Source organism: Achromobacter arsenitoxydans SY8 (assembly GCF_000236785.1).
Lineage (GTDB): Bacteria > Pseudomonadota > Gammaproteobacteria > Burkholderiales > Burkholderiaceae_B > Achromobacter > Achromobacter arsenitoxydans.
In genome coordinates this window covers 176,921-195,428 of sequence record NZ_AGUF01000074.1, presented here as the reverse complement: position 1 = coordinate 195,428, position 18,508 = coordinate 176,921, and the positions used below count along the sequence as shown (strand labels likewise).

General features: G+C 65.2%; 21 protein-coding genes and 1 pseudogene. 18 read left to right on the top strand and 4 right to left on the bottom strand.

Annotated features, from left to right (window positions below):
* The 5 genes and pseudogenes from KYC_RS29730 to KYC_RS23500 all read left to right on the top strand — a co-directional run.
* Window positions 1–865, top strand: a pseudogene (locus tag KYC_RS29730) (hypothetical protein); the annotation flags it as partial.
* Entirely contained in the window at window positions 862–1,662 is an 801-nt protein-coding gene (locus KYC_RS29970) for a DUF6708 domain-containing protein (protein WP_238531984.1), read from the top strand. The pseudogene KYC_RS29730 and the gene KYC_RS29970, both read left to right, overlap by 4 nt.
* 393 nt (window positions 1,663–2,055) lie before the next feature.
* Complete coding sequence (locus KYC_RS23510; protein WP_008167152.1) at window positions 2,056–2,991, top strand: 3-hydroxyacyl-CoA dehydrogenase family protein; 936 nt, start codon at window positions 2,056–2,058, stop codon at window positions 2,989–2,991.
* 175 nt (window positions 2,992–3,166) lie between these two features.
* On the top strand, window positions 3,167–4,507 hold the full coding sequence (locus tag KYC_RS23505) for a short-chain fatty acid transporter (protein ID WP_008167150.1): 1,341 nt from the start codon (window positions 3,167–3,169) through the stop codon (window positions 4,505–4,507).
* A 24-nt stretch (window positions 4,508–4,531) separates the two neighbouring features.
* Window positions 4,532–5,260: an SDR family NAD(P)-dependent oxidoreductase gene (locus tag KYC_RS23500; RefSeq protein ID WP_008167148.1), complete on the top strand. Its 729-nt coding sequence runs from the start codon at window positions 4,532–4,534 to the stop codon at window positions 5,258–5,260.
* A gap of 53 nt (window positions 5,261–5,313) precedes the next feature.
* Here KYC_RS23500 and KYC_RS23495 read toward each other — a convergent pair whose 3' ends face one another.
* Entirely contained in the window at window positions 5,314–6,096 is a 783-nt protein-coding gene (locus KYC_RS23495) for an IclR family transcriptional regulator (protein WP_008167146.1), read from the bottom strand.
* 194 nt (window positions 6,097–6,290) lie between these two features.
* Between KYC_RS23495 and KYC_RS23490 the strand changes: the two genes are divergently transcribed.
* From KYC_RS23490 to KYC_RS23465, 6 genes are read left to right on the top strand one after another with little or no spacing between them, the layout of a single operon-like run.
* Entirely contained in the window at window positions 6,291–6,980 is a 690-nt protein-coding gene (locus KYC_RS23490; protein ID WP_008167144.1) for a 3-oxoacid CoA-transferase subunit A, read from the top strand.
* The gene (locus tag KYC_RS23485) at window positions 6,977–7,621 is read left to right on the top strand and encodes a 3-oxoacid CoA-transferase subunit B (protein ID WP_008167142.1); all 645 of its coding nucleotides are present in this window, start codon (window positions 6,977–6,979) and stop codon (window positions 7,619–7,621) included. The genes KYC_RS23490 and KYC_RS23485 overlap by 4 nt, the downstream gene beginning before the upstream one ends.
* Window positions 7,622–7,676: 55 nt before the next feature.
* Window positions 7,677–7,952: a muconolactone Delta-isomerase gene (gene catC / locus KYC_RS23480; RefSeq protein ID WP_008167141.1), complete on the top strand. Its 276-nt coding sequence runs from the start codon at window positions 7,677–7,679 to the stop codon at window positions 7,950–7,952.
* Between the two features lie 12 nt (window positions 7,953–7,964).
* Window positions 7,965–8,261 (top strand): YciI family protein, encoded by a 297-nt coding sequence (locus tag KYC_RS23475; RefSeq protein ID WP_008167139.1) that lies wholly within the window; start codon window positions 7,965–7,967, stop codon window positions 8,259–8,261.
* A 52-nt stretch (window positions 8,262–8,313) separates the two neighbouring features.
* Window positions 8,314–9,093 carry a 3-oxoadipate enol-lactonase gene (gene pcaD / locus KYC_RS23470; RefSeq protein ID WP_008167137.1) on the top strand — a complete coding sequence of 260 codons (780 nt, stop codon included), beginning with the start codon at window positions 8,314–8,316 and terminating at the stop codon, window positions 9,091–9,093.
* Window positions 9,094–9,098: 5 nt separating this feature from the next.
* Window positions 9,099–10,139: a cyclase family protein gene (locus tag KYC_RS23465; protein ID WP_008167135.1), complete on the top strand. Its 1,041-nt coding sequence runs from the start codon at window positions 9,099–9,101 to the stop codon at window positions 10,137–10,139.
* 57 nt (window positions 10,140–10,196) lie between these two features.
* Here KYC_RS23465 and KYC_RS23460 read toward each other — a convergent pair whose 3' ends face one another.
* Window positions 10,197–10,523, bottom strand: a complete 327-nt coding sequence (locus KYC_RS23460) for a PsiF family protein (RefSeq protein ID WP_008167134.1) — start codon at window positions 10,521–10,523, stop codon at window positions 10,197–10,199.
* A 249-nt stretch (window positions 10,524–10,772) separates the two neighbouring features.
* Between KYC_RS23460 and KYC_RS23455 the strand changes: the two genes are divergently transcribed.
* The 3 genes from KYC_RS23455 (at window position 10,773) to KYC_RS23445 (ending at window position 12,765) form a co-directional block, all read left to right on the top strand.
* On the top strand, window positions 10,773–11,117 hold the full coding sequence (locus KYC_RS23455) for an FxLYD domain-containing protein (protein WP_008167133.1): 345 nt from the start codon (window positions 10,773–10,775) through the stop codon (window positions 11,115–11,117).
* A gap of 183 nt (window positions 11,118–11,300) precedes the next feature.
* The gene (locus KYC_RS23450; protein ID WP_008167132.1) at window positions 11,301–11,951 is read left to right on the top strand and encodes a carbonic anhydrase; all 651 of its coding nucleotides are present in this window, start codon (window positions 11,301–11,303) and stop codon (window positions 11,949–11,951) included.
* A 214-nt stretch (window positions 11,952–12,165) separates the two neighbouring features.
* Window positions 12,166–12,765 (top strand): glutathione S-transferase, encoded by a 600-nt coding sequence (locus KYC_RS23445; RefSeq protein ID WP_008167131.1) that lies wholly within the window; start codon window positions 12,166–12,168, stop codon window positions 12,763–12,765.
* A gap of 1 nt (window position 12,766) precedes the next feature.
* Here the strand turns inward: KYC_RS23445 and KYC_RS23440 are convergent, their stop codons facing one another.
* Complete coding sequence (locus KYC_RS23440; RefSeq protein ID WP_100148365.1) at window positions 12,767–13,675, bottom strand: AraC family transcriptional regulator; 909 nt, start codon at window positions 13,673–13,675, stop codon at window positions 12,767–12,769.
* 151 nt (window positions 13,676–13,826) lie between these two features.
* On the opposite strand from KYC_RS23440, the gene KYC_RS23435 reads away from it, so the two are divergent.
* Both KYC_RS23435 and KYC_RS23430 read left to right on the top strand, forming a co-directional pair.
* On the top strand, window positions 13,827–14,660 hold the full coding sequence (locus tag KYC_RS23435) for an oxidoreductase (protein ID WP_008167129.1): 834 nt from the start codon (window positions 13,827–13,829) through the stop codon (window positions 14,658–14,660).
* A 96-nt stretch (window positions 14,661–14,756) separates the two neighbouring features.
* Complete coding sequence (locus tag KYC_RS23430; protein ID WP_008167128.1) at window positions 14,757–15,338, top strand: hypothetical protein; 582 nt, start codon at window positions 14,757–14,759, stop codon at window positions 15,336–15,338.
* Between the two features lie 97 nt (window positions 15,339–15,435).
* On the opposite strand, the gene KYC_RS23425 is transcribed toward KYC_RS23430, so the two are convergent.
* Window positions 15,436–16,773: a DUF3100 domain-containing protein gene (locus KYC_RS23425; protein WP_008167126.1), complete on the bottom strand. Its 1,338-nt coding sequence runs from the start codon at window positions 16,771–16,773 to the stop codon at window positions 15,436–15,438.
* A gap of 306 nt (window positions 16,774–17,079) precedes the next feature.
* Here KYC_RS23425 and KYC_RS23420 point away from each other — a divergent pair, with 306 nt between their 5' ends.
* Window positions 17,080–18,015, top strand: a complete 936-nt coding sequence (locus KYC_RS23420; RefSeq protein WP_008167123.1) for a LysR family transcriptional regulator — start codon at window positions 17,080–17,082, stop codon at window positions 18,013–18,015.
* A gap of 75 nt (window positions 18,016–18,090) precedes the next feature.
* A complete protein-coding gene (locus KYC_RS23415; protein ID WP_008167121.1) occupies window positions 18,091–18,282 on the top strand; it encodes a DUF2970 domain-containing protein in 192 nt (63 codons plus the stop codon).
* Window positions 18,283–18,508: the final 226 nt, after the last annotated feature.

Genomic DNA, 18,508 nt, shown 5'->3' with positions numbered 1-18,508 from the left:
AATCTTGCGCTTGCCCGCCTCGGGGGTTGGCGCGGTGACGACGCTGGCGGATGCGGGCAAGGTGATGGCGCGATTTGGGGCGGTGATTGGGGCGCTGTCTGGATTGTTTGATGCGTTGGCGTCGGTTAAGGCGGCGAAGCGGGCGGGGATCGCAGGAGGCGAAAGTTCCAAAGGTTGGTATTACGGCGCGGCAGTTTCATTTACGGTCACAGCTTTTTTTTCCGGGATGGCCGCATATACCGGCTCGACAGCAATACTTAGCGCTTCTTGGATACTTGGTCCAGTCGGGTGGGCAATTCTACTTGGAATTACTGCTTACATAGCCTGGAAAATTGGCGAAGAGCGCGAATCTTCACCGATCGAGCGTTGGGCCTACTTCAGCCACTTCGGCAATGCGGAGGAGAATAAATTCGCTGACGCTAGTACGGCGCTTTCTGCATTGAACGGGGTAGTGCTTGGACTAGATGCGCATGTGAGCTTTGGTTTTAAGCAATTGAAATACCAAATTGTTCTGCCTCGATACGACTCCTCCCTATCCGGCTATGCCTGGAAACTCATAGTGAAGCGCTATTCCGGTGAAGAGTTGTTGGTATCTGACACGTATCAATTGACACGGGCTACGTCAGAGGCCGAATACAAGCCACCGAACTGGCTCGACTACGATCCAACGACTACGGCGCCCATTTTTAGGCAACGCGTCGTCACCGGCGTCGATGGTGCGAAAACCAATTTCCTAATTGTGGATGGAGACGTCGAATTGAATTTTCCGCACGATATTGACGAGGCGAAAATCATTATTGAGTATCTGCCTAGCGTTCATGATCCCGAGATGGTTGCCACTATGGAGATCGTGGAGATCAAATGACTGAAAAAAAGAGAAAGCAGCTTTTAGACGCCCCAACAAAAGGCTGGAAGGCTGATCTCCCCCTTCCTCAAATCCCGCCTTCTGAGCCTCTGCTGGCTATTGGCCTACCTCCTAATTTCGCAGACGATACTTGCCTTGAACTACATACTTCCAGAATTCTGAATCGGACAGGTGCGGCCTGCTGTGCATTCGGCGTAATTTTGTGTGCCCTCATGTGGATCTTTCTTGCATTTTTTGAGATCCGCTTTAAAACAATGGCAGGAGACCCTTTGTTGGCCGTGATGGTGATCGGCGGAGTTATTGGGTTACCCATCGCTGGCATTGGCATGTTGCGCACAGTCATTGCCCCTCCCCGCGACGAACCAATCCGCTTCAATCGCAAGCGCGGCAAAGTCTACCTCTACCGCTTCCATAGCGGCGGACCATTAAGCCGCAAGGGCTGGGGCGTAGTCCCGGTTGTATTCAACTGGGCCGACCTGCGCGCCGAAGCCTGGAGCCGCATGGCGGCAACAACCAGTGCGCCGATCTTTGCCTGGGGCGTGGATATCGCGGTAGTTGAACCCGGCACCAATCACGTCATCGACCGCTTCCAACTGGCCGGCAGCAACGCCAACGGCGAACACATGTGGGCCATGGCGCGCGCCTTCATGAACCAGGGGCCGGAAGCCTTGCCGAAATATCCGCGTCCGCCTCGAGACTGGAACAACGACGTGCCCCCATACCACTTGGTGCTGCGCCTCGCGCCCAAGGTTCAATGGCCGGCCGACATGGACCGCGAGTCCCGGACTGCGCCGTAAGGCTCACCCTGGTGGGAACGGCGGTACTTGATCTCAGCAACCACGACCACCTGAACTGGAGCGATTTCAACAAGCTCCAGACGCCCATCAGCAAGTTCATCGTCAGCGCACACATATGACCCAGATCGTCGTCACGATGAAGGTGGGCACGCCCCCGCCCGCCAAGCACCGTCCACCCACCGAACACCCCCAATCCCCCATTTGTCCACCCCCCGCGACTTTTAGTACTATCATTCCCAGAAATTCTATATACGTACAAATGTTCGCATATAGAACACAAAGATTTTTCTGGCCAAGCAAGCACAGAAAGGCACTCCTGGAAGAGACAGAGTTCGCCCTGATCCCCCGCGTGCCCGCCTGCAAGCAGCAGCCGCAAGCACCAAGCGAGCCATCATGGATACTCCCCTCAAGAACGTCGCCATCATCGGCGCAGGCGCCATGGGCAGCGGCATCGCCGCGCTGTTCGCCTCGAAAGGACTCGACGTCGTCCTGATCGACCCGATGGAAGGCGCCCTTGAGCGGGCCCTGAAAACCATCGACCGGCAACTCAACGTCTACGCCCCCGGCCAGGTCCAGGAAGCCATCCAGCGCATCCGCCTCGAACCCGGCCTGGAAGCCGCCGCCACCAGCGACCTCGTCATCGAAGCCGTCCCGGAAAACCTGGACCTCAAGCGCGGCATCTTCGCCAAGCTCGACTCCCTGTGCCCCGCGCACACCATCTTCGCCACCAACACCTCCGGCCTGTCCATCAACGCCATCGCCAGCGCCGTCCTGCGCCGCGACCGCTTCGCCGGCACCCACTTCTTCACCCCCGCCGACGTCATCCCCCTCGTCGAGGTCGTCCGCAACGACGCCACCTCCGAAGACACCGTCGCCAAAGTCATGGCCACCCTGCGCTTTGCCGGCAAGCGGCCCGTCCTGGTGCGCCAGGACATCCCCGGCTTCATCGCCAACCGCATCCAGCACGCCCTGGCCCGCGAAGCCATCTCGCTGCTGGAAAAAGGCGTCGCCAGCGCCGAAGACATCGACGAAGTCGTCAAGTGGAGCCTCGGCATCCGTCTGGCCCTGTCCGGTCCGCTGGAACAGCGCGACATGAACGGCATCGACGTTCACTACGCCATCGCCAGCTACCTCTATAAAGACCTCGAAAACCGCACCGAACCGTCCGACCTGCTGAAAAGCAAAGTCGAAAGCGGCCAGATCGGCGCCAAGAGCGGCCAGGGCTTCTACACCTGGAGCCCCGAACGCCGCGAACGCGTGCTGCGCGAAAAAAGCGCCGCGCTCGGCGAACTGGCCGCCTGGCTGAACGGCAAGACCAGCGCCTCCTGACCAGGTTCTCCCGAATCCACAAAACAAGGCGCGGCGGCCAAGACCGACCGCGCCATCGGGCCACGAGCCCAACCACACAAAGAAAAGCAATCGTCCCGCCCCCGCGCATCGCCACCCGGCGCGCGGCGGCCCAGGACATCAGAGAACCCGCCTTACGGAGTTTGTTGGAGGCACCATGAATAAACTGGCTTCATTCTTTACCGAGCTGATGCGCAAGTATCTGCCCGACCCCTTCGTCTTTGCCATCGCGCTGACCCTGCTTACCGTATTGCTGGCCACGGGCATCGAAGGCCAGGGCATCGGCGACATCACCCGCGCCTGGGGCAAAGGCTTCTGGAGCCTGCTGGCCTTCACCACCCAGATGGCCGTCATCCTCGCCATGGGCTACGTCCTGGCCACCGCACCGCTGACCGACCGCATGCTCAACCGCATCGTCAGCCACGTGCACAGGCCGCACACTGCCATCATCGTCGCCACCCTGGTCGGCGGCGTCGGCAGCTACCTGAACTGGGGCTTCGGCCTGGTCATCGGCGGCATCGTCGCCAAAAAGCTGGCCCTGAAGGTCAAGGGCGTGCACTACCCGCTGATCATCGCGGCGGCCTACAGCGGCTTCACCATGTACGGCCTGGGCCTCTCGGCCAGCATCCCCGTCCTGGTCGCCACCCCCGGCCACCCCACCGCCAAGCAGATGGGCACCATCCCGCTGTCGGAAACCATCTTCTCCGTGCCCATGCTGATCACCAGCCTGGTCATCATCGTCACGCTGCCCCTGCTCAACGCCTGGCTGCACCCCAAGAAAGGCGAGAAGATCGTTGAAGTCAATCCGGACATCGACCGCGACGCCAACGCATCCAGCGCCGCCGAAGACATGCTGGAAAAGGGCACCCTGGCCTCCAAGCTCAACAACAGCCGCCTGCTCAGCCTGCTGATCGGCGCCCTGGGCGTGGCCTACGTGGTCTTCCACTTCATGGACGGCGGCTCGCTGGACCTGAACCTGATCAACTTCATCATCCTGTTCCTGGGCATCATCCTGCTCGGCACGCCGGCCGCCTATGTCGCCAAGCTGACCGAAGGCATCAAGACCATCTCCGGGATCATCCTGCAGTACCCGTTCTACGCCGGCATCATGGCCATCATGGCCGCCTCGGGCCTCGTCACCACGATCTCCAAGGTCTTCGTCGACGTCGCCACGCCCGAAACCCTGCCGTTCTGGGGCCTGATCAGCTCGTTCGTCATCAACTTCTTCGCGCCGTCCGCCGGCGGTCACTGGGTCATCCAGGGTCCGTTCATGATCGACGCCGCCAAGGAAATCGGCAGCGCCCTGAACCAGACCACCATGGCCGTCATGCTGGGTAACGCATGGAACGACCTGGTGCAGCCCTTCTGGATCCTGCCGGCGCTGGCCCTGTCCAAGCTGAAACTGCGCGACGTGATGGGCTATACCGTCATCATGATGCTGTGGGTCGGCGTGATCCACATCACCGCCGTCCTCGCCTGGGGCTACCTGACCCATTGATTTTTTGAACCGAACGGAATTGATATGACCAAACCCACCGCATATCTCGTCACCGGCGGCAGCGCCGGGATCGGCGCCGCCATCATCCGCATGCTGCTCGATGCCGGCCACAATGTGGTCAACATCGACTACAAGCTGCCCGAGAATCCGCCGGCGGGTCTGGTCTCGTATCAGGCCGACCTGACCGATGAAGCGCGCACCCAGGAAGTCGCCCGTGAAGTCACCAGCGCCTACAACATCGTCGGCCTGGTCAACAACGCCGGCGCGACCCGCCCCGGCACGGCCGACACGGCCACGCTGGCCGACCTGGACTATGTGGTGAACCTGCACCTGCGCACCGCGCTCATCCTGGTGCAGGCCGCGCTGCCCGCCATGCGCGAAGCCGGCTTCGGCCGCATCGTGAACATGTCGTCGCGCGCCGCACTGGGCAAGCCGGATCGCGTCGTGTATTCGGCCACCAAGGCGGGCCTGGTGGGCCTGACCCGCACGCTCGCCATGGAACTGGGCGGCGACGGCATCACCGTCAACGCCATCGGCCCCGGCCCCATCGCGACTGACCTCTTCACCAAGAGCAATCCGGCCGGCGCGCCGCAGACCGAGCGCATCATCAACAGCATCGTCGTCAAGCGCCTGGGTACACCCGAAGACGTGGCGCGCGCCGCGATGTTCTTCCTGTCTCCCGACAACGGCTTCGTCACCGGCCAGATGCTGTATGTCTGCGGCGGCACGACGCTGGGCGTCGCCCCCATCTGAGCGCGGCCGCCATGTCCGTCCAGACCGGCCTCGCGCTTGCCCGCTGGCGTTGCCTAGCGGCGCAGCAGCGCGTGGTTGATCTGGTCGGCGGCGCGGCGCAGCGGCGGCAGGAACGCCGCCAGCATGGCCTCGCGAGAAAACCGGTTGGCATGACCGCTGACGTTCATCGCGGCGATCACGCGGCCGCTGCGGTCGATGATGGGCACCGCCACGGACTGCAACCCCGGCTCCAGTTCCTGCGCCACGCAGGCGTAGCCGTCGGCGCGCACGCCGGCCAGCACACGCTTGATCTCGGCGATGTCGGTGACGGTATCCGCGGTGTAGGCCTGGATCTGGCTCATCGCCAGCACCCGGTCCAGTTCCGCCTCCGGCAGGCCGGCCAGCAGCACGCGGCCCATCGACGTCACCCACGCCGGCAGGCGGCTGCCCACGGCCAGGTTGATCGTCATCACCTTGTGCGTGGACAGACGCAGGATGTAGACAATGTCCGCGCCTTCCAGCACCGACACGGAACAGGACTCGCGCGTCTGCTCGGCCACTTCTTCCATGTAGGGCAGCGCCAGGTTCCACAGCGGCGTGCCCGACAGATAGGCGTAGCCGAGTTCCAGGATGCGCGGCGTCAGCGAGAACTTGCGGTCGTAGATCGACACATAGCCCAGGTGTTCCAGCGTCAGCAGGATGCGGCGTGCGCCGGCGCGGGTCAGCCCCGTCACCGCCGCGACCTCGGACAGCGTCATCTGCGAACGGTCGGGGCCGAATGCCCGGATCACCGACAGGCCGCGCGCAAAGGATTGCACGTAGCTGTCGCTGGGTTGCTGGGGATCTTGCTCGGCCATCCGTCTGGTCCCAAGAGTAAAAGGCCCGCCGCCGGCGGGCCGTCCGTTGCCCCTTACGGGCGACTCCGAACGATGGAGATTGCGGTGTCCGGGCTTGCCTTGACGCCCCGCATTCCCCATGAAACGATGTTCTTCAGAAGAACGAAAGTTCTAATGAAGAACAAATTATGACACGCCACCTATGAGCGAACATCATGATCTCTAAGCTTGTTGCAAGCGCGGCGGCCGCCCTGGCGGACGTACCCGACGGCGCCACCGTCATGATCGGCGGCTTCGGCACCGCCGGCCAGCCCATGGAACTGATCGACGCCCTGCTGGAGCAGGGCGCCAAGGACCTGGTCATCATCAACAACAACGCCGGCAACGGCACCACCGGCCTGGCCGCCCTGCTGGGCGCCAACCGCGTGCGCAAGATCATCTGCTCGTTCCCGCGCCAGGCGGACTCGCAGATCTTCGACGGCCTGTACCGCAGCGGCAAGCTGGAACTGGAACTGGTGCCCCAGGGCAACCTGGCCGAGCGCATCCGCGCCGCCGGCGCCGGCATCGGCGCGTTCTTCACGCCCACCGGCTACGGCACGCCGCTGGCCGACGGCAAGGAAACGCGCGAAATCAACGGCCGCCAGTACGTGCTGGAGTATCCGCTGCACGCCGACTACGCGCTCATCAAGGCCGAACGCGGCGACCGCTGGGGCAACCTGGTCTACCGCAAGACCGCCCGCAACTTCGGCCCCATCATGGCCAGCGCCGCGCGCGTTGCCGTGGCCCAGGTGCGTGAAGTCGTCGAGCTGGGCGAGCTGGACCCCGAAACCGTCGTCACCCCCGGCATCTTCGTCAAGCGCGTCGTGCAGATCGCAGGCCAGCCGGCCGCCAAGGAGCAGCAATGAGCACCAAACTGACCCGCGACCAGATCGCCGCCCGCGTCGCGCAGGACATTCCCGAAGGCGCCTACGTCAACCTGGGCATCGGCCTGCCCACGCTGGTGGCCAACCATCTGCCGGCCGGCCGCGAAGTCATCCTGCACACCGAGAACGGCATGCTGGGCATGGGCCCCGCGCCCGCCAAGGGCGAGGAAGACTATGACCTGATCAACGCCGGCAAGCAGCCCGTGACCGAGCTGCCCGGCTGCTCGTTCTTCCACCACGCCGATTCGTTCGCCATGATGCGCGGCGGCCATCTGGACATCTGCGTGCTGGGCGCCTTCCAGGTGTCGCAGCACGGCGACCTGGCCAACTGGCACACCGGCGCGCCCGACGCCATCCCCGCCGTCGGCGGCGCGATGGACCTGGCCATCGGCGCCAAGGACGTTTTCGTGATGATGGAACTGCAGACGCGCGAAGGCCAGAGCAAGCTGGTCGAGACCTGCACCTATCCGCTGACCGGCGTGCGCTGCGTGTCGCGCGTTTACACGGACGTGGCCGTGTTCGACATCCGCGCCGACGGCGTGACCGTGACCGACATGTTCGGCGACGTCACCGCCGACGAACTGCTGCGCCTGACCGGCCTGCCGCTGAAGTTTTCCCGCTGATTTTTTGCCTATACACCGTCCCGGCGCGCCGGGACGGCATCATGGAGAGTCCATCATGTTGTTCATGGTTCAAATGCAAGTCAATCTGCCCGTCGACATGCCCGCCGACCGCGCGGACAAACTGAAAGCCGACGAAAAGGCCCTGGCGCAGCAGCTCCAGCGCGACGGCAAGTGGAAGAGCCTGTGGCGCGTTGTCGGCCGCTACGCCAACGTCAGCATCTTCGACGTCGAAAACAACGACGAACTGCACACCCTGCTGTCGTCCCTGCCGCTGTTTCCCTACATGGATATCGAAGTCACGGCGCTCGCGCGCCATCCCTCGGCGATCTGACAGGAGCATCGCATGCCCTACATCATCGAAACCTTCGACAAGCCCAACCACCAGGAAATGCGCCAGCAGCATCGCGCCAAGCACCTGGAATACCTGGACGCCAACAAGCAGCTGCTGCTGGCCTGCGGCGCCAAGCTGCAGGACGACGGCAAGGACGCCGGCGGCGGCCTGTACATCGTCGACGTGGAAACGCGTGAAGCCGCGCAGCAGTTCATCGACGCCGACCCGTTCGCCCAAGCCGACCTCTTCGACCGCGTGACCATCACCCGCTGGCGCAAGGCCTATGTAGACGGCGTCTGCCACCTGTAATACCCCTGCGGCCGCCGTTCGCGCGGCCGCTGCTTTCCCCAAGGAATCCCACATGTCTTTTGCCGATCTCAGCCAGGCACGGCTGTTCTACGTCATAGATGGTCCCGCCGACGCGCCGGTGCTTGTGCTCTCCAATTCGCTGGGCACCTGCTCCGACATGTGGGCCCGCCAGATCCCCGAACTGACCAAGCACTTCCGCGTGCTGCGCTACGACACCCGCGGCCACGGCAAGTCCTCGGTCCCCGAAGGCGAATACAGCTTCGAGCAGCTTGGCAACGACGTCGCCGAACTGCTGGTTCACCTGGACATCAAGCGCGCGCACTTCTGCGGCCTGTCGATGGGCGGCCCCACCGGCCTGTGGCTGGCGCTTGCCCGTCCTGAACTGGTCGGCAAGCTGGTCCTGTGCAACACCGCCGCGCGCATCGGTTCGGCCGAAGGCTGGAGCGCCCGCATCGCCGCCGTCGCCGAACAGACCCTGGAAAAGATGGCGCCCACGCTGGTCGAGCGCTGGCTCACCGACGGCTACCGCGCGGCCGAGCCGGGCCTGACGCAGGTGCTGATCGACATGCTGCGCCGCACGCCGGACGCCGGCTACTCCGGCAACTGCGCCGCGCTGCGCGACGCCGACTTCCGTGAACAGGTGTCCTCCATCCAGGCGCCCACGCTGGTCATCGGCGGCACGCACGACCTGGCCGCCACGCCCGCGCAGGGCCGCGAGCTGGCCGCCGCCATCCCTGGCGCGCGCTACGTGGAACTGAACACCTCCCACATCTCGAACTGGGAGCAACCGGAAGCCTTCACCCGCGCGGTCGTCGACTTCCTGACGGAGTAAGCCGCATGCAACGCTGGAAGCAACGGCCCGAAGGCTCCAACTGGGGCGATTTCGGGCCCGACGACCAACTTGGCCGCCTGAACCTCATCACCGAAGAACAGGTCTTGAAGGGCGCGCGCGAGATCCGCGCCGGCAAGACCTTCTGCCTGTCCCTGCCGCTGGACCTGCCGGGCGGCAACGTGCTGAACCCGCGCCGCCATCCGCCGCGCCTGAGCCCCACCACGCTCAAGGACACGCCGTACCTGAACTTCCCCTTGAAGAACGTCAATCCGGATGCGCTGGACGTCCTGAGCGACGACCAGGTGCTGCTGTCCATGCAGTACTCCACGCAATGGGATGCGCTGGCGCACGTGGGCGCCCTGTTCGACGCCGACGGCGACGGCAAGCCCGAGCTGCGCTACTACAACGGCTTCCAGGCCGGCGTGGATGTCGTGGGCCCCGCCGATGGCGACCACACCGGCTGCGGCTGCAATAGCGGCGGCCCGTCCGCCGCGCTGAAGCTGGGCGTCGAAAACCTGGCGCAGAAAGGCATGCAGGGCCGCGGCGTGCTGGTGGACCTGTTCCGCCACTACGGCCCGGGCCGCACGTTGATCGGCCACGCGGAACTGATGCACGTGCTGGCGACGGACCACATCGAGGTCGAACCCGGCGACATGCTGGTGCTGCGCACCGGCTACGCCGAAGCCGTGGTCGCCATGAACGGCACGCCGGACCCCGAGGTGCTGCACACCTACGGCGCCGCGCTGGACGGCACTGACGAGGCCCTGCTGCAATGGATCACGGACAGCGGCATCGCCGCCATCTGCGCCGACAACTACGCGGTAGAAGCCTATCCTGCCCGCGAGAAGTCCGGCGCGCGCGCCATGCTGCCGCTGCATCACCACTGCCTCTTCAAGCTGGGCCTGCCGCTGGCTGAACTCTGGTACCTGAAGGACCTGGCCGAGTTCCTGCACGCCAACGGCCGCCACCGCTTCATGCTGACCGCCCCGCCGCTGCGGCTGCCGCACGCTATCGGTTCCCCGGTCACGCCGATCGCGACGGTCTAAGCGCCCGGGCATGGCAGCAGTCTCGGCCAGGTGTCTGACACCCCCAAGAGACTGCCGTCAGCCCTTCAGGCAGGTGCTCATGAACGTCTTGCGCGCCTCGCCGGCCAGCTTTTGCTCGCCCGCCTTGGCGTTGCAGTCCTTCATCTTCTGCTGCTGCGGCGTCAGTTGCTTGGCGGGTTCCTCGCCCTTCAGGCAACTGCTCATGTAGGCCTTGCGGTCGTCGCCCTTCTTGCCCTCGGCGGACTTGTTGCAGTCCGCCATCCGCTGCTGCTGCGGCGTGGGCGTCTTGGTGGTCGAGGGCGCGGCGGGGGTCTGGGCCTGGGCGCCGGCAAAGCATGCGGACAACAGGATGGCCGAAGCCAACTGGCTGGTACGGGAAAGCATGAGTTCCTCCCTTGAGCGCCCGCGGGCGTGATGACACGCGCATGACGGACGGCACGGTCCGCCGGCCAAGGCGCCGGCCCGGTCATCATCGGACAATCCGCGCGGCCGCGCAACGGCAGCCGCAACCTGTTACCCAATCATCCATCTGGCCTGTTGTATCCCGGCGCGGAAAGGAGTGAGATAGCCATGCCCCGCGCATCGCGGACAGAAGCAGGCCGCGCCAGATGCAAGGGGTTCCCGGAGACATCCATGAAACCAAAACTTGCCCTTGCGGCAATCGTCGCGCTTGCCGCCCTGTCCGGCGCCGCGGGCGCGCAAAGCCTGGCCTACGGCGTCACGCTGGGCAACGTCCAGGCCGTGCGCGACGTCAACCAGAACCTGTCCACCATCACCGGCTTCCTGGCCAACCAGTCCGCGCGCCCCGTCAACAGCATCCTGCTGACCTACGTGCTGTACGACGCGCAGAATCGCGAGGTCGGCCGGGTAAGCGAGGACGTCGTCGGCCCCCTGGGGCCCGGCCAGATCAAGGTCGTCAAGGCCGTCACCCCGCTGGAATTCGCCCGCGTGGCGCCGCTGGACGTGTTCGCCCGGTAGCCCCTGCGGCATGCGCCAGGACAAAAAAACCCTTATCAGATCAGGGTTTAGACAGGGGGTTATCAGGCCAGTTATGGGAAAATCCTGGCTGCCGGCTCGATAAAAGGGGCTTCCACACGAAGCCCCTTCTTGCGTCTGCCGGCGCGCCAGCACGCCTGGCCTCGATACTAGGAAGTGAAGATCATGTTTCCCAAAAGACTCTCTGAAGGCTATCAATCTTTCCTGGACGGGCGCTTCCAGACGGAAAGCAGCCGCTATCAAAAGCTGGCCGAAATCGGCCAAAGCCCGGAAATCCTGATCATCGGCTGTTGCGACTCGCGCGTTTCGCCCGAAGTCATCTTCGACGCCGGACCCGGCGAAATGTTCGTGGTGCGCAACGTGGCCAACCTCGTGCCGCCCTGTGACCCCGACTCGGAATCGTCGTACCACGGCACCAGCGCCGCCATCGAATTCGCGGTGAACGGCCTGAACGTCAAGCACATCGTCGTGCTGGGCCACGCGTCCTGCGGCGGCATCCGCTTCTTCTTCGACGACGCCAAGCCGCTGACCAAGGGCGACTTCATCGGCAAGTGGATGTCGCAGATCGAACCCGCTGCCGAAGGCCTGGACCGCGGCGCCGGCGACCGCGAAGCCAACCTGAAGCGCCTGGAACTGGCCACGGTCGAGCACAGCCTGAACAACCTGATGACCTTCCCGTCCATCCGCCGCCGCGTCGAAAAGGGCGAACTGGAACTGCACGGCACCTACTTTGGCGTCGCCACCGGCGTCCTGTTCCTGCGCGACCCCGAATCCGGGGAGTTCAATCCCTGCCTGGAAACCGGCGTCACCGAGTAAACGCCGCGCGCCGCACCGCAACGGTTCCGGCGCCGCCGACAGGCCAGGCGCGCATCCCCTGCGCGCCCGCCTGGCTTTCACGCCGTCGTTCAAGCCGCTAGCGGCCATCGTCGGCGATCTCCCTTTTCATGTCTTCCCGTCCGTCATCCGCACGCAAGCTGGACAGCGTTCGCCCCCTGCGCAACACTGACGGCTCTCACCGACAGGGAACCCCATGAAAATCTTCTTCTCGCCTGCTTCGCCCTTCGTACGCAAGTGCATGGTCATTGCCCATGAACTGGGCCTGGCCGACCGTATTGAAAAGCTGCCCAGCGCCGCCGGCCCCGTCGCGCGCGACCAGACCATCATCCCCAGCAACCCGCTGGGCCAGGTGCCCACTTTCATCACCGACGATGGCCAGGCGCTGTTCGACAGCCGCGTGGTGTGCGAGTACCTGAACGACCTGGGCGGCGGCTCGCTGTTCCCCACCGGCAAGACCCGCTGGCAGGTCCTGACGGAGCAAGCGATGGCCGATGGCATGCTGGGCGCCGCGCTGCTCGCCCGCTACGAGAACGTCCTGCGCCCCGAGGCCCTGCGCTGGGACGGCTGGGTCGAAGGCCAGCTGGGCAAGGTCCGCGACGGCCTCGCGCTCATCGAGAAGAACGCTGCCGGCCTCGAAGGCCGCCTGGACATCGGCACCATCACCATCGGCTGCGCGCTGGGTTACCTGGACTTCCGCTTCCCGGACCTGGACTGGCGCGCCTCGCACCCGGCCGCCGCGGCCTGGTACGAAGGGTTTAGCCAGCGTCCGTCGATGCAGGCCACCAAGCCTTGATTCAGTGTGACGACACATAGGTGGCGTCCGCGAACGCCGGCAAGGCGAAGCCTTCGCGCATGCGTCGCGCCTCCGCCGCCGGCGTCAGGCCAAACAGGCGCTTGAACTCGCGGCTGAACTGGGACGGGCTCGTGTAGCCCACCGCCTGGCTCGCCGTCTCGGCCGTCAGGTCCTGCCGCACCATCAAGAGACGCGCCTGATGCAGGCGCGTCGATTTCACGTACTGCATGGGAGAGAGCTGCGTCACCGCCTTGAAATGGCTGTGAAAGCTCGGGACGCTCATGTCTGCCTCATCCGCCAGCCGCGTCACGTCCAACGGCCGGGCGTATTCCGCGTGGATGAGGCGCAAGGACTTGCCGATCCGGCCAAACTGCCCGCGCAGGGACAGCGCCTCTCGCATCGAACTGCCCTGCGGGCCGGTGAGCACGCGGAAATAGAGTTCGCGCAGCAGGCCCGGTCCCAGCACGGCGGCTTCAAGCGGCCGGGTCATGGCCTCGACGAATCGCAGCACCGACATGCGCATCGCGTCATTCATGGGGGTCGACATCATGCTTTGCGGCGCCTGGGGAGCCGCCGCGACGCCGGCGCCGTCGATCTGTGAAGCCAGTTCCGCCGCCAACACAAAATCCAGGTGCAGATAAAGCGCCAGCAACGGGCGCTCGGGCGTGGCGTCGGTCTCCATGCTGAAAGGCACCGGGACGGACACGGCCAGGTAATGCTGCTCGTCGTACAGGTACAGCCGATCCCCGAAATATCCGCGCTTGCGTCCCTGGCAGACGATCACGATGCCGGGGTCATATAGCACCGGCGTGCGCGCCATCGCCCGGTTGGCGCGCAGCACGCGCACGCTGGGCAACGCTGTCAGGTTGTAGCCCTCGTCAGGCGCCAGGCCACGCAGCAGCGCAGCCATGCGGCTTTCAGCGGGAGCGGAACCCACCGCATCGCCGGGGGCCGTGGAAATCGCGTTCATAGTTTTGTGCAAGATAAGCAGTGAAATACGGCTTATTCATAAGTTTTGGCAAGACTACCATGCATTCTCCAGTGACTTCGGAGCCTTATCCATGACCTCCCCCCAAACCTTGCTCATCACGGGCGTCAGCAGCGGCTTCGGCCGCGCCTTGGCCGAGGAAGCCCTTGCCGCAGGCCATCGCGTCGTCGGAACGGTACGCGGCGAGCCGGCCCGCATCGCCTTTGAAGCCCTGTCGCCCGGCGCCGCCATCGGCCGCCTATTGGACGTCACCGACTTCGACGCGATCGACGGCGTCGTGGCCGATATCGAGGCCAACGTCGGCCCCATCGACGTACTGGTCAACAACGCGGGCTACGGCCATGAAGGCGTGATGGAAGAGTCGCCGCTGTCGGAAATGCGCCGCCAATTCGACGTGAACGTATTTGGCGCGGTCGCGATGATGAAGGCCGTCCTGCCCTTCATGCGCCAGCGCCGGCGGGGCCACATCCTGAACATCACCTCCATGGGCGGCCACATCACCATGCCCGGTATCACGTACTACTGCGGCAGCAAGTTCGCGCTGGAGGGCATATCCGAGGCCTTGGGCAAGGAAGTGCAGCCCTTGGGCATCGCCGTGACGGCCGTGGCGCCGGGGTCGTTCCGCACCGACTGGGCGGGTCGATCCATGACGCGCACCCCCCGTGCCATTGCGGACTACGACGCCATCTTCGACCCCATCCGGAAAGCCCGTGAAGAGAAAAGCGGCCATCAACTGGGAGATCCTCGCAAGGCGGCGCGCGCCATGCTGGCGGCCATCAAGGCCGATGAGCCGCCCGCGCACCTGCTGCTCGGCAGCGATGCGCTCGGGTTGGTGCAGAGCAAGCTGGCCGCCTTGCAGGAGGAATTGACGCGCTGGGAGACGGTTACGAAATCCACAGATGGATAAAACCTGGCCGCGCGGGGCGTGCGGGGCTCTGCTACAGTGAACTCGCAACTCCCTGGACAGACCAACCAGAAGGTCAACCTCGACAAGGAGCCCCGCATGTCCCTTTCTGCGATCTCCGCCATCCCCGGCGTCGCCGCGCCCTACCCCGCGCGCGTATCGCCGCTGGACGAGAACCGCCCCGCCTGGGAAGCCGAACGCGCCGCGCAGAACTATGCGGCCCGGCAGGCTCAGCGCACCGCGCAAGCCCAGGCTGCCCGCGAAGCTCAGCGCGTGGAACGCGCCCAGGCCGACAAGGCGGCCCGGTTCGACCAAGACACCGCGCCCGTCAGAGACAAGGCTGACGTTGTTGTCGCGCCCCTGCTTTCAACCGCCCCCGCCATCAATGTGGACGACTTGCGTGAGCTGTACGCGGACTCCCGGATGCGGCGCGCGGTCGAGGAGTTTGCCGCGCGCCCGGACCCGGCGGCCCAACGCGCCGACACTGCGAACAACTGGGGCACCATCGACGGCCTGGCGCCGCTGCAGCCCTACCGCGTCGCGATGGGCAATCCCCAGGTGGAATTGCAGGCGGCTGTCGCATTGAAGGCTGCCGGCGTCGGCATTCCCAAAGTGGCCAACATCGGCGCCACCGAAAACGCGACCGACAACGCCCGTTACCGGCCCGGCGCCGCGCCCTGACCGCGATGCAAAGGCGGTTGCCGGCCATCCTGCCGGCCTGAATGAAAATGGCCGCCTGTTTTGCGCAAGCGGCCATTTCTATCAGGAGCGGTCAGGATCAGTGGAAAAATTCCGCGATCATCGTGGCGCCCAGGAAGGTGCCGGCGTTGGCGGCCAGCGACACCACCACGATCTTCCAGCCCAGTTTGCGGAAGGCCGGCAGGTCCTTCAGGATCGACAGGCCAGCCATGGCCAGGATCACGGTCGTGAACGGCAGGAAGTTCACCTTGCCGACCATCGCGATGATCTGGTCCGAATACGGCAGCACGCCGGGGCAGCCTGCCGTCATGGCGATCAGCGACAGCACGAACACGGCCGGCAGCTTGGGAATCACGCGCAGGATCAGGTCGGTGATGACCACCAGCAAGATGATGATGCCCATGCCGGGCAGCGCATCCGCGAAGGGCACGTTGTAGCCCAGGCGGTTGCCCACCAGCGCGAACAGGCCGCAAATGACATAGGCGGTCAGGCGGTCGCCAAAGCCCATCTTCGTGCTGTGCGCCGGCACGTCTTCCGAGACGCTGTTGTCGACGACCGACTCGTCGGCCTTGCCGCGCGAAAAGCGGCCCAGCACCGGCTCCAGCTTGCCGTACAGGAAGATGGTCGTGGGCAGCGAAATGAACAGCGTGAAGTACACGCCCACCACGGTTGTCAGCAGGTTGGCGGCAGCGGCCAGGGCGGCTACCTGATGCGCCATTTCAGGCGTCTGCTGGGAGGCGATCGCGCCCACGCCGGCGGCCATCATGCTGCCCGAGCCCACGCCGGCGCCCATCGCGAGCGAGCGCGGGTCAAAAATGTTCAGGCTGGTGATGAAGCCTGCCATCAGCGCGACGAACAGCGCGCCGATCACGGTGCCCGTGATGTACTCGGCCATCACGCCGCGGCCTTCCGGCGAATTCATGCCGTAGCGCTCGCCGATGATCGCCAGGCTGGGCTCGCGGCCCACCGAGAACGTGGCGCCGATGGCCTCGCGCTTGATGCCCAGCAGCAGCGCCAGCGGCAGGCCGATAGCCATGGTGCCGAAGAAGTGGCCGAATTCCTGGAACACCAGCGCCCAGCCGGCCTCGCGCACCTGCGGCAGGGCGCCGCCCACCATCAGGCCCAGCTTGGCCAGGAACGGCAGCAGCGCGTATTGCAGATAGCCGCTGATGCGGGTCTGCATCGCCTTGTCGATGCCGACGCCCGCGGGCAGGCGCTGGCCGAACGCCGCCACGATGGCGCCGATGAAGATGGCCCAGAGCATCGGCTGCAGAATGATCTTGCCGGGGCCCACCGCGAAAGTGACGCTGCCGATCGCTTCGGAAATCACCACCACCAGCAGGATGGCGGCGAGCATGCGGACGCGGTCCGATAGCGGCATGGTGGGCAAGGCCAGGCTGGCGCTGGCATGAGACATTCGGATTCCCCTGAAGTACGTGAGTAGTAGTCGTGGCGGCGGACCGCAAGCCGGGGCGGCAACAGCGCCCCATCCCGGGCAAATCGGACAGGCGGCGCAAGGCGCGCCAGCGCCTCGGGCGGCACGGGGGATTTTCGCCCGGGGGTCCGGCGGGCAACCATGACACCACAGGCGCATTAGCGTTGCGTAAAATGCAACACAAGACCCATTCCTGGGAAAATTTTGCACGGAAGTCATCTGAATTGGGGTAAACCCTAATCAACTTCCGTGGGTATTCCGCCGCAATCCCGCCCCGGAGTTCGCGCCATGGATGAAAAACTCGATTCCCGCCGCACCCATTACTTCATGCAGGTCATGAGCCGCGGTTCGGTGCGCGGCGCCGCCGAAGCGCTGGACATGGACCCGTCCGCCGTCAGCCGGGCCATCGCCGCGCTGGAGCGCGATTGCGGCATCGCGCTATTCGAGCGCCGCGGGCGCGGCGTCGTGCCTACCGACGCCGGCCACATCCTGGCTCGCTACGTCACGCGGCAGCAGAACATCCAGGAGAGCTTCTTTTCCGAAATCGACAGCCTGCGCAAGGCCGAACGCGGTCACATCGACCTGGTGCTGGGTGAGGGCTTCGTGGAACTCATGTTCGACCGCGTGCTGCCCGGCTACTGGCGCAGCCACCCGGAAGTCACGCTGGACATTGATGTTGCGCGCACCTCGGAAATTGTCCAGCGCATCGTCGACGACCGCGCCTATATAGGACTGGTCTTCCAGCCGCCCACCGACGCCCGCCTGCGCACGCATTACTCGCGGCCCGAGCCCATCCGCGCCATCGTGCGCCAGGACCACCCGCTGACGCGGCTGGGGCGCCCCCTGCTGCTGACCGACCTGGCCGACTACCCCGGCGCCTCCATGCAGGAAGGCTTCGGCGTGCGCCAGCACATCCAGGCCGCCGAGATCAGCGAGCAGGTGCGGCTGCGCAACGTGCTGACCACCTCGTCCTTCAAAGCGCTGTGGCAGTTCGCGGCGGCCGGCATCGGCTATGCGCTCACGCCGCCCATCGCCGTCACGGCCGACATGCAGGCTCAGCGGCTGGCCAGCCTGCCGCTTGCCAATCCCATCCTGAACCAGGGCAGCCTGCACGTCCTCAGCCGCGCCGGCCGCCACATCTCTCCCGCGGCGCGCGAACTGCTGGACCACATCGTGCGCGGCATCGGCGAACCCGCCGCCCCGCCATCTGATACGGCCGCCTGAGACGAATCTGCATCTGTCGGCCCGCCCCCCGTGCGTCTACAGTGGCCCTGTCCGCCTATCCGCCAGGAGCCGCATATGCTTAGTATCTTGCGCACGGCCCGCTCCGTGCTCTGGGCCTTCTTCGGCGTACGCCGCGGCCGCGGCTACGACGCCGACATCGCCCACAACAAACCCGGCCCGCTCATCGCCACCGGCCTGGTGCTGGCCGCCAGCCTGGTGACCATCCTGGTGTTCGTGGCTCGCTGGGCGGTCAACGCGGCGTTGTAGCGGCAAGCGAGACGCGTGCCAAATGGTGCGCGTATCTATATAGACTTTCCGCATGTGGTTTCCTTGCACATAAAGCAGGTCGCCCGCCGGCCCAGACACCGGTTCACGCAACGAGCGTAGCGCCCAACCTCCGCAAGAACAGCCGCCCCGCCGCCCGGCCGCCCGAAGGCGGGGCAGCCCCCTCGGGGGGCAGCAAGCGCGCGAAGCGCGCGCGGCGTGGGGGCCC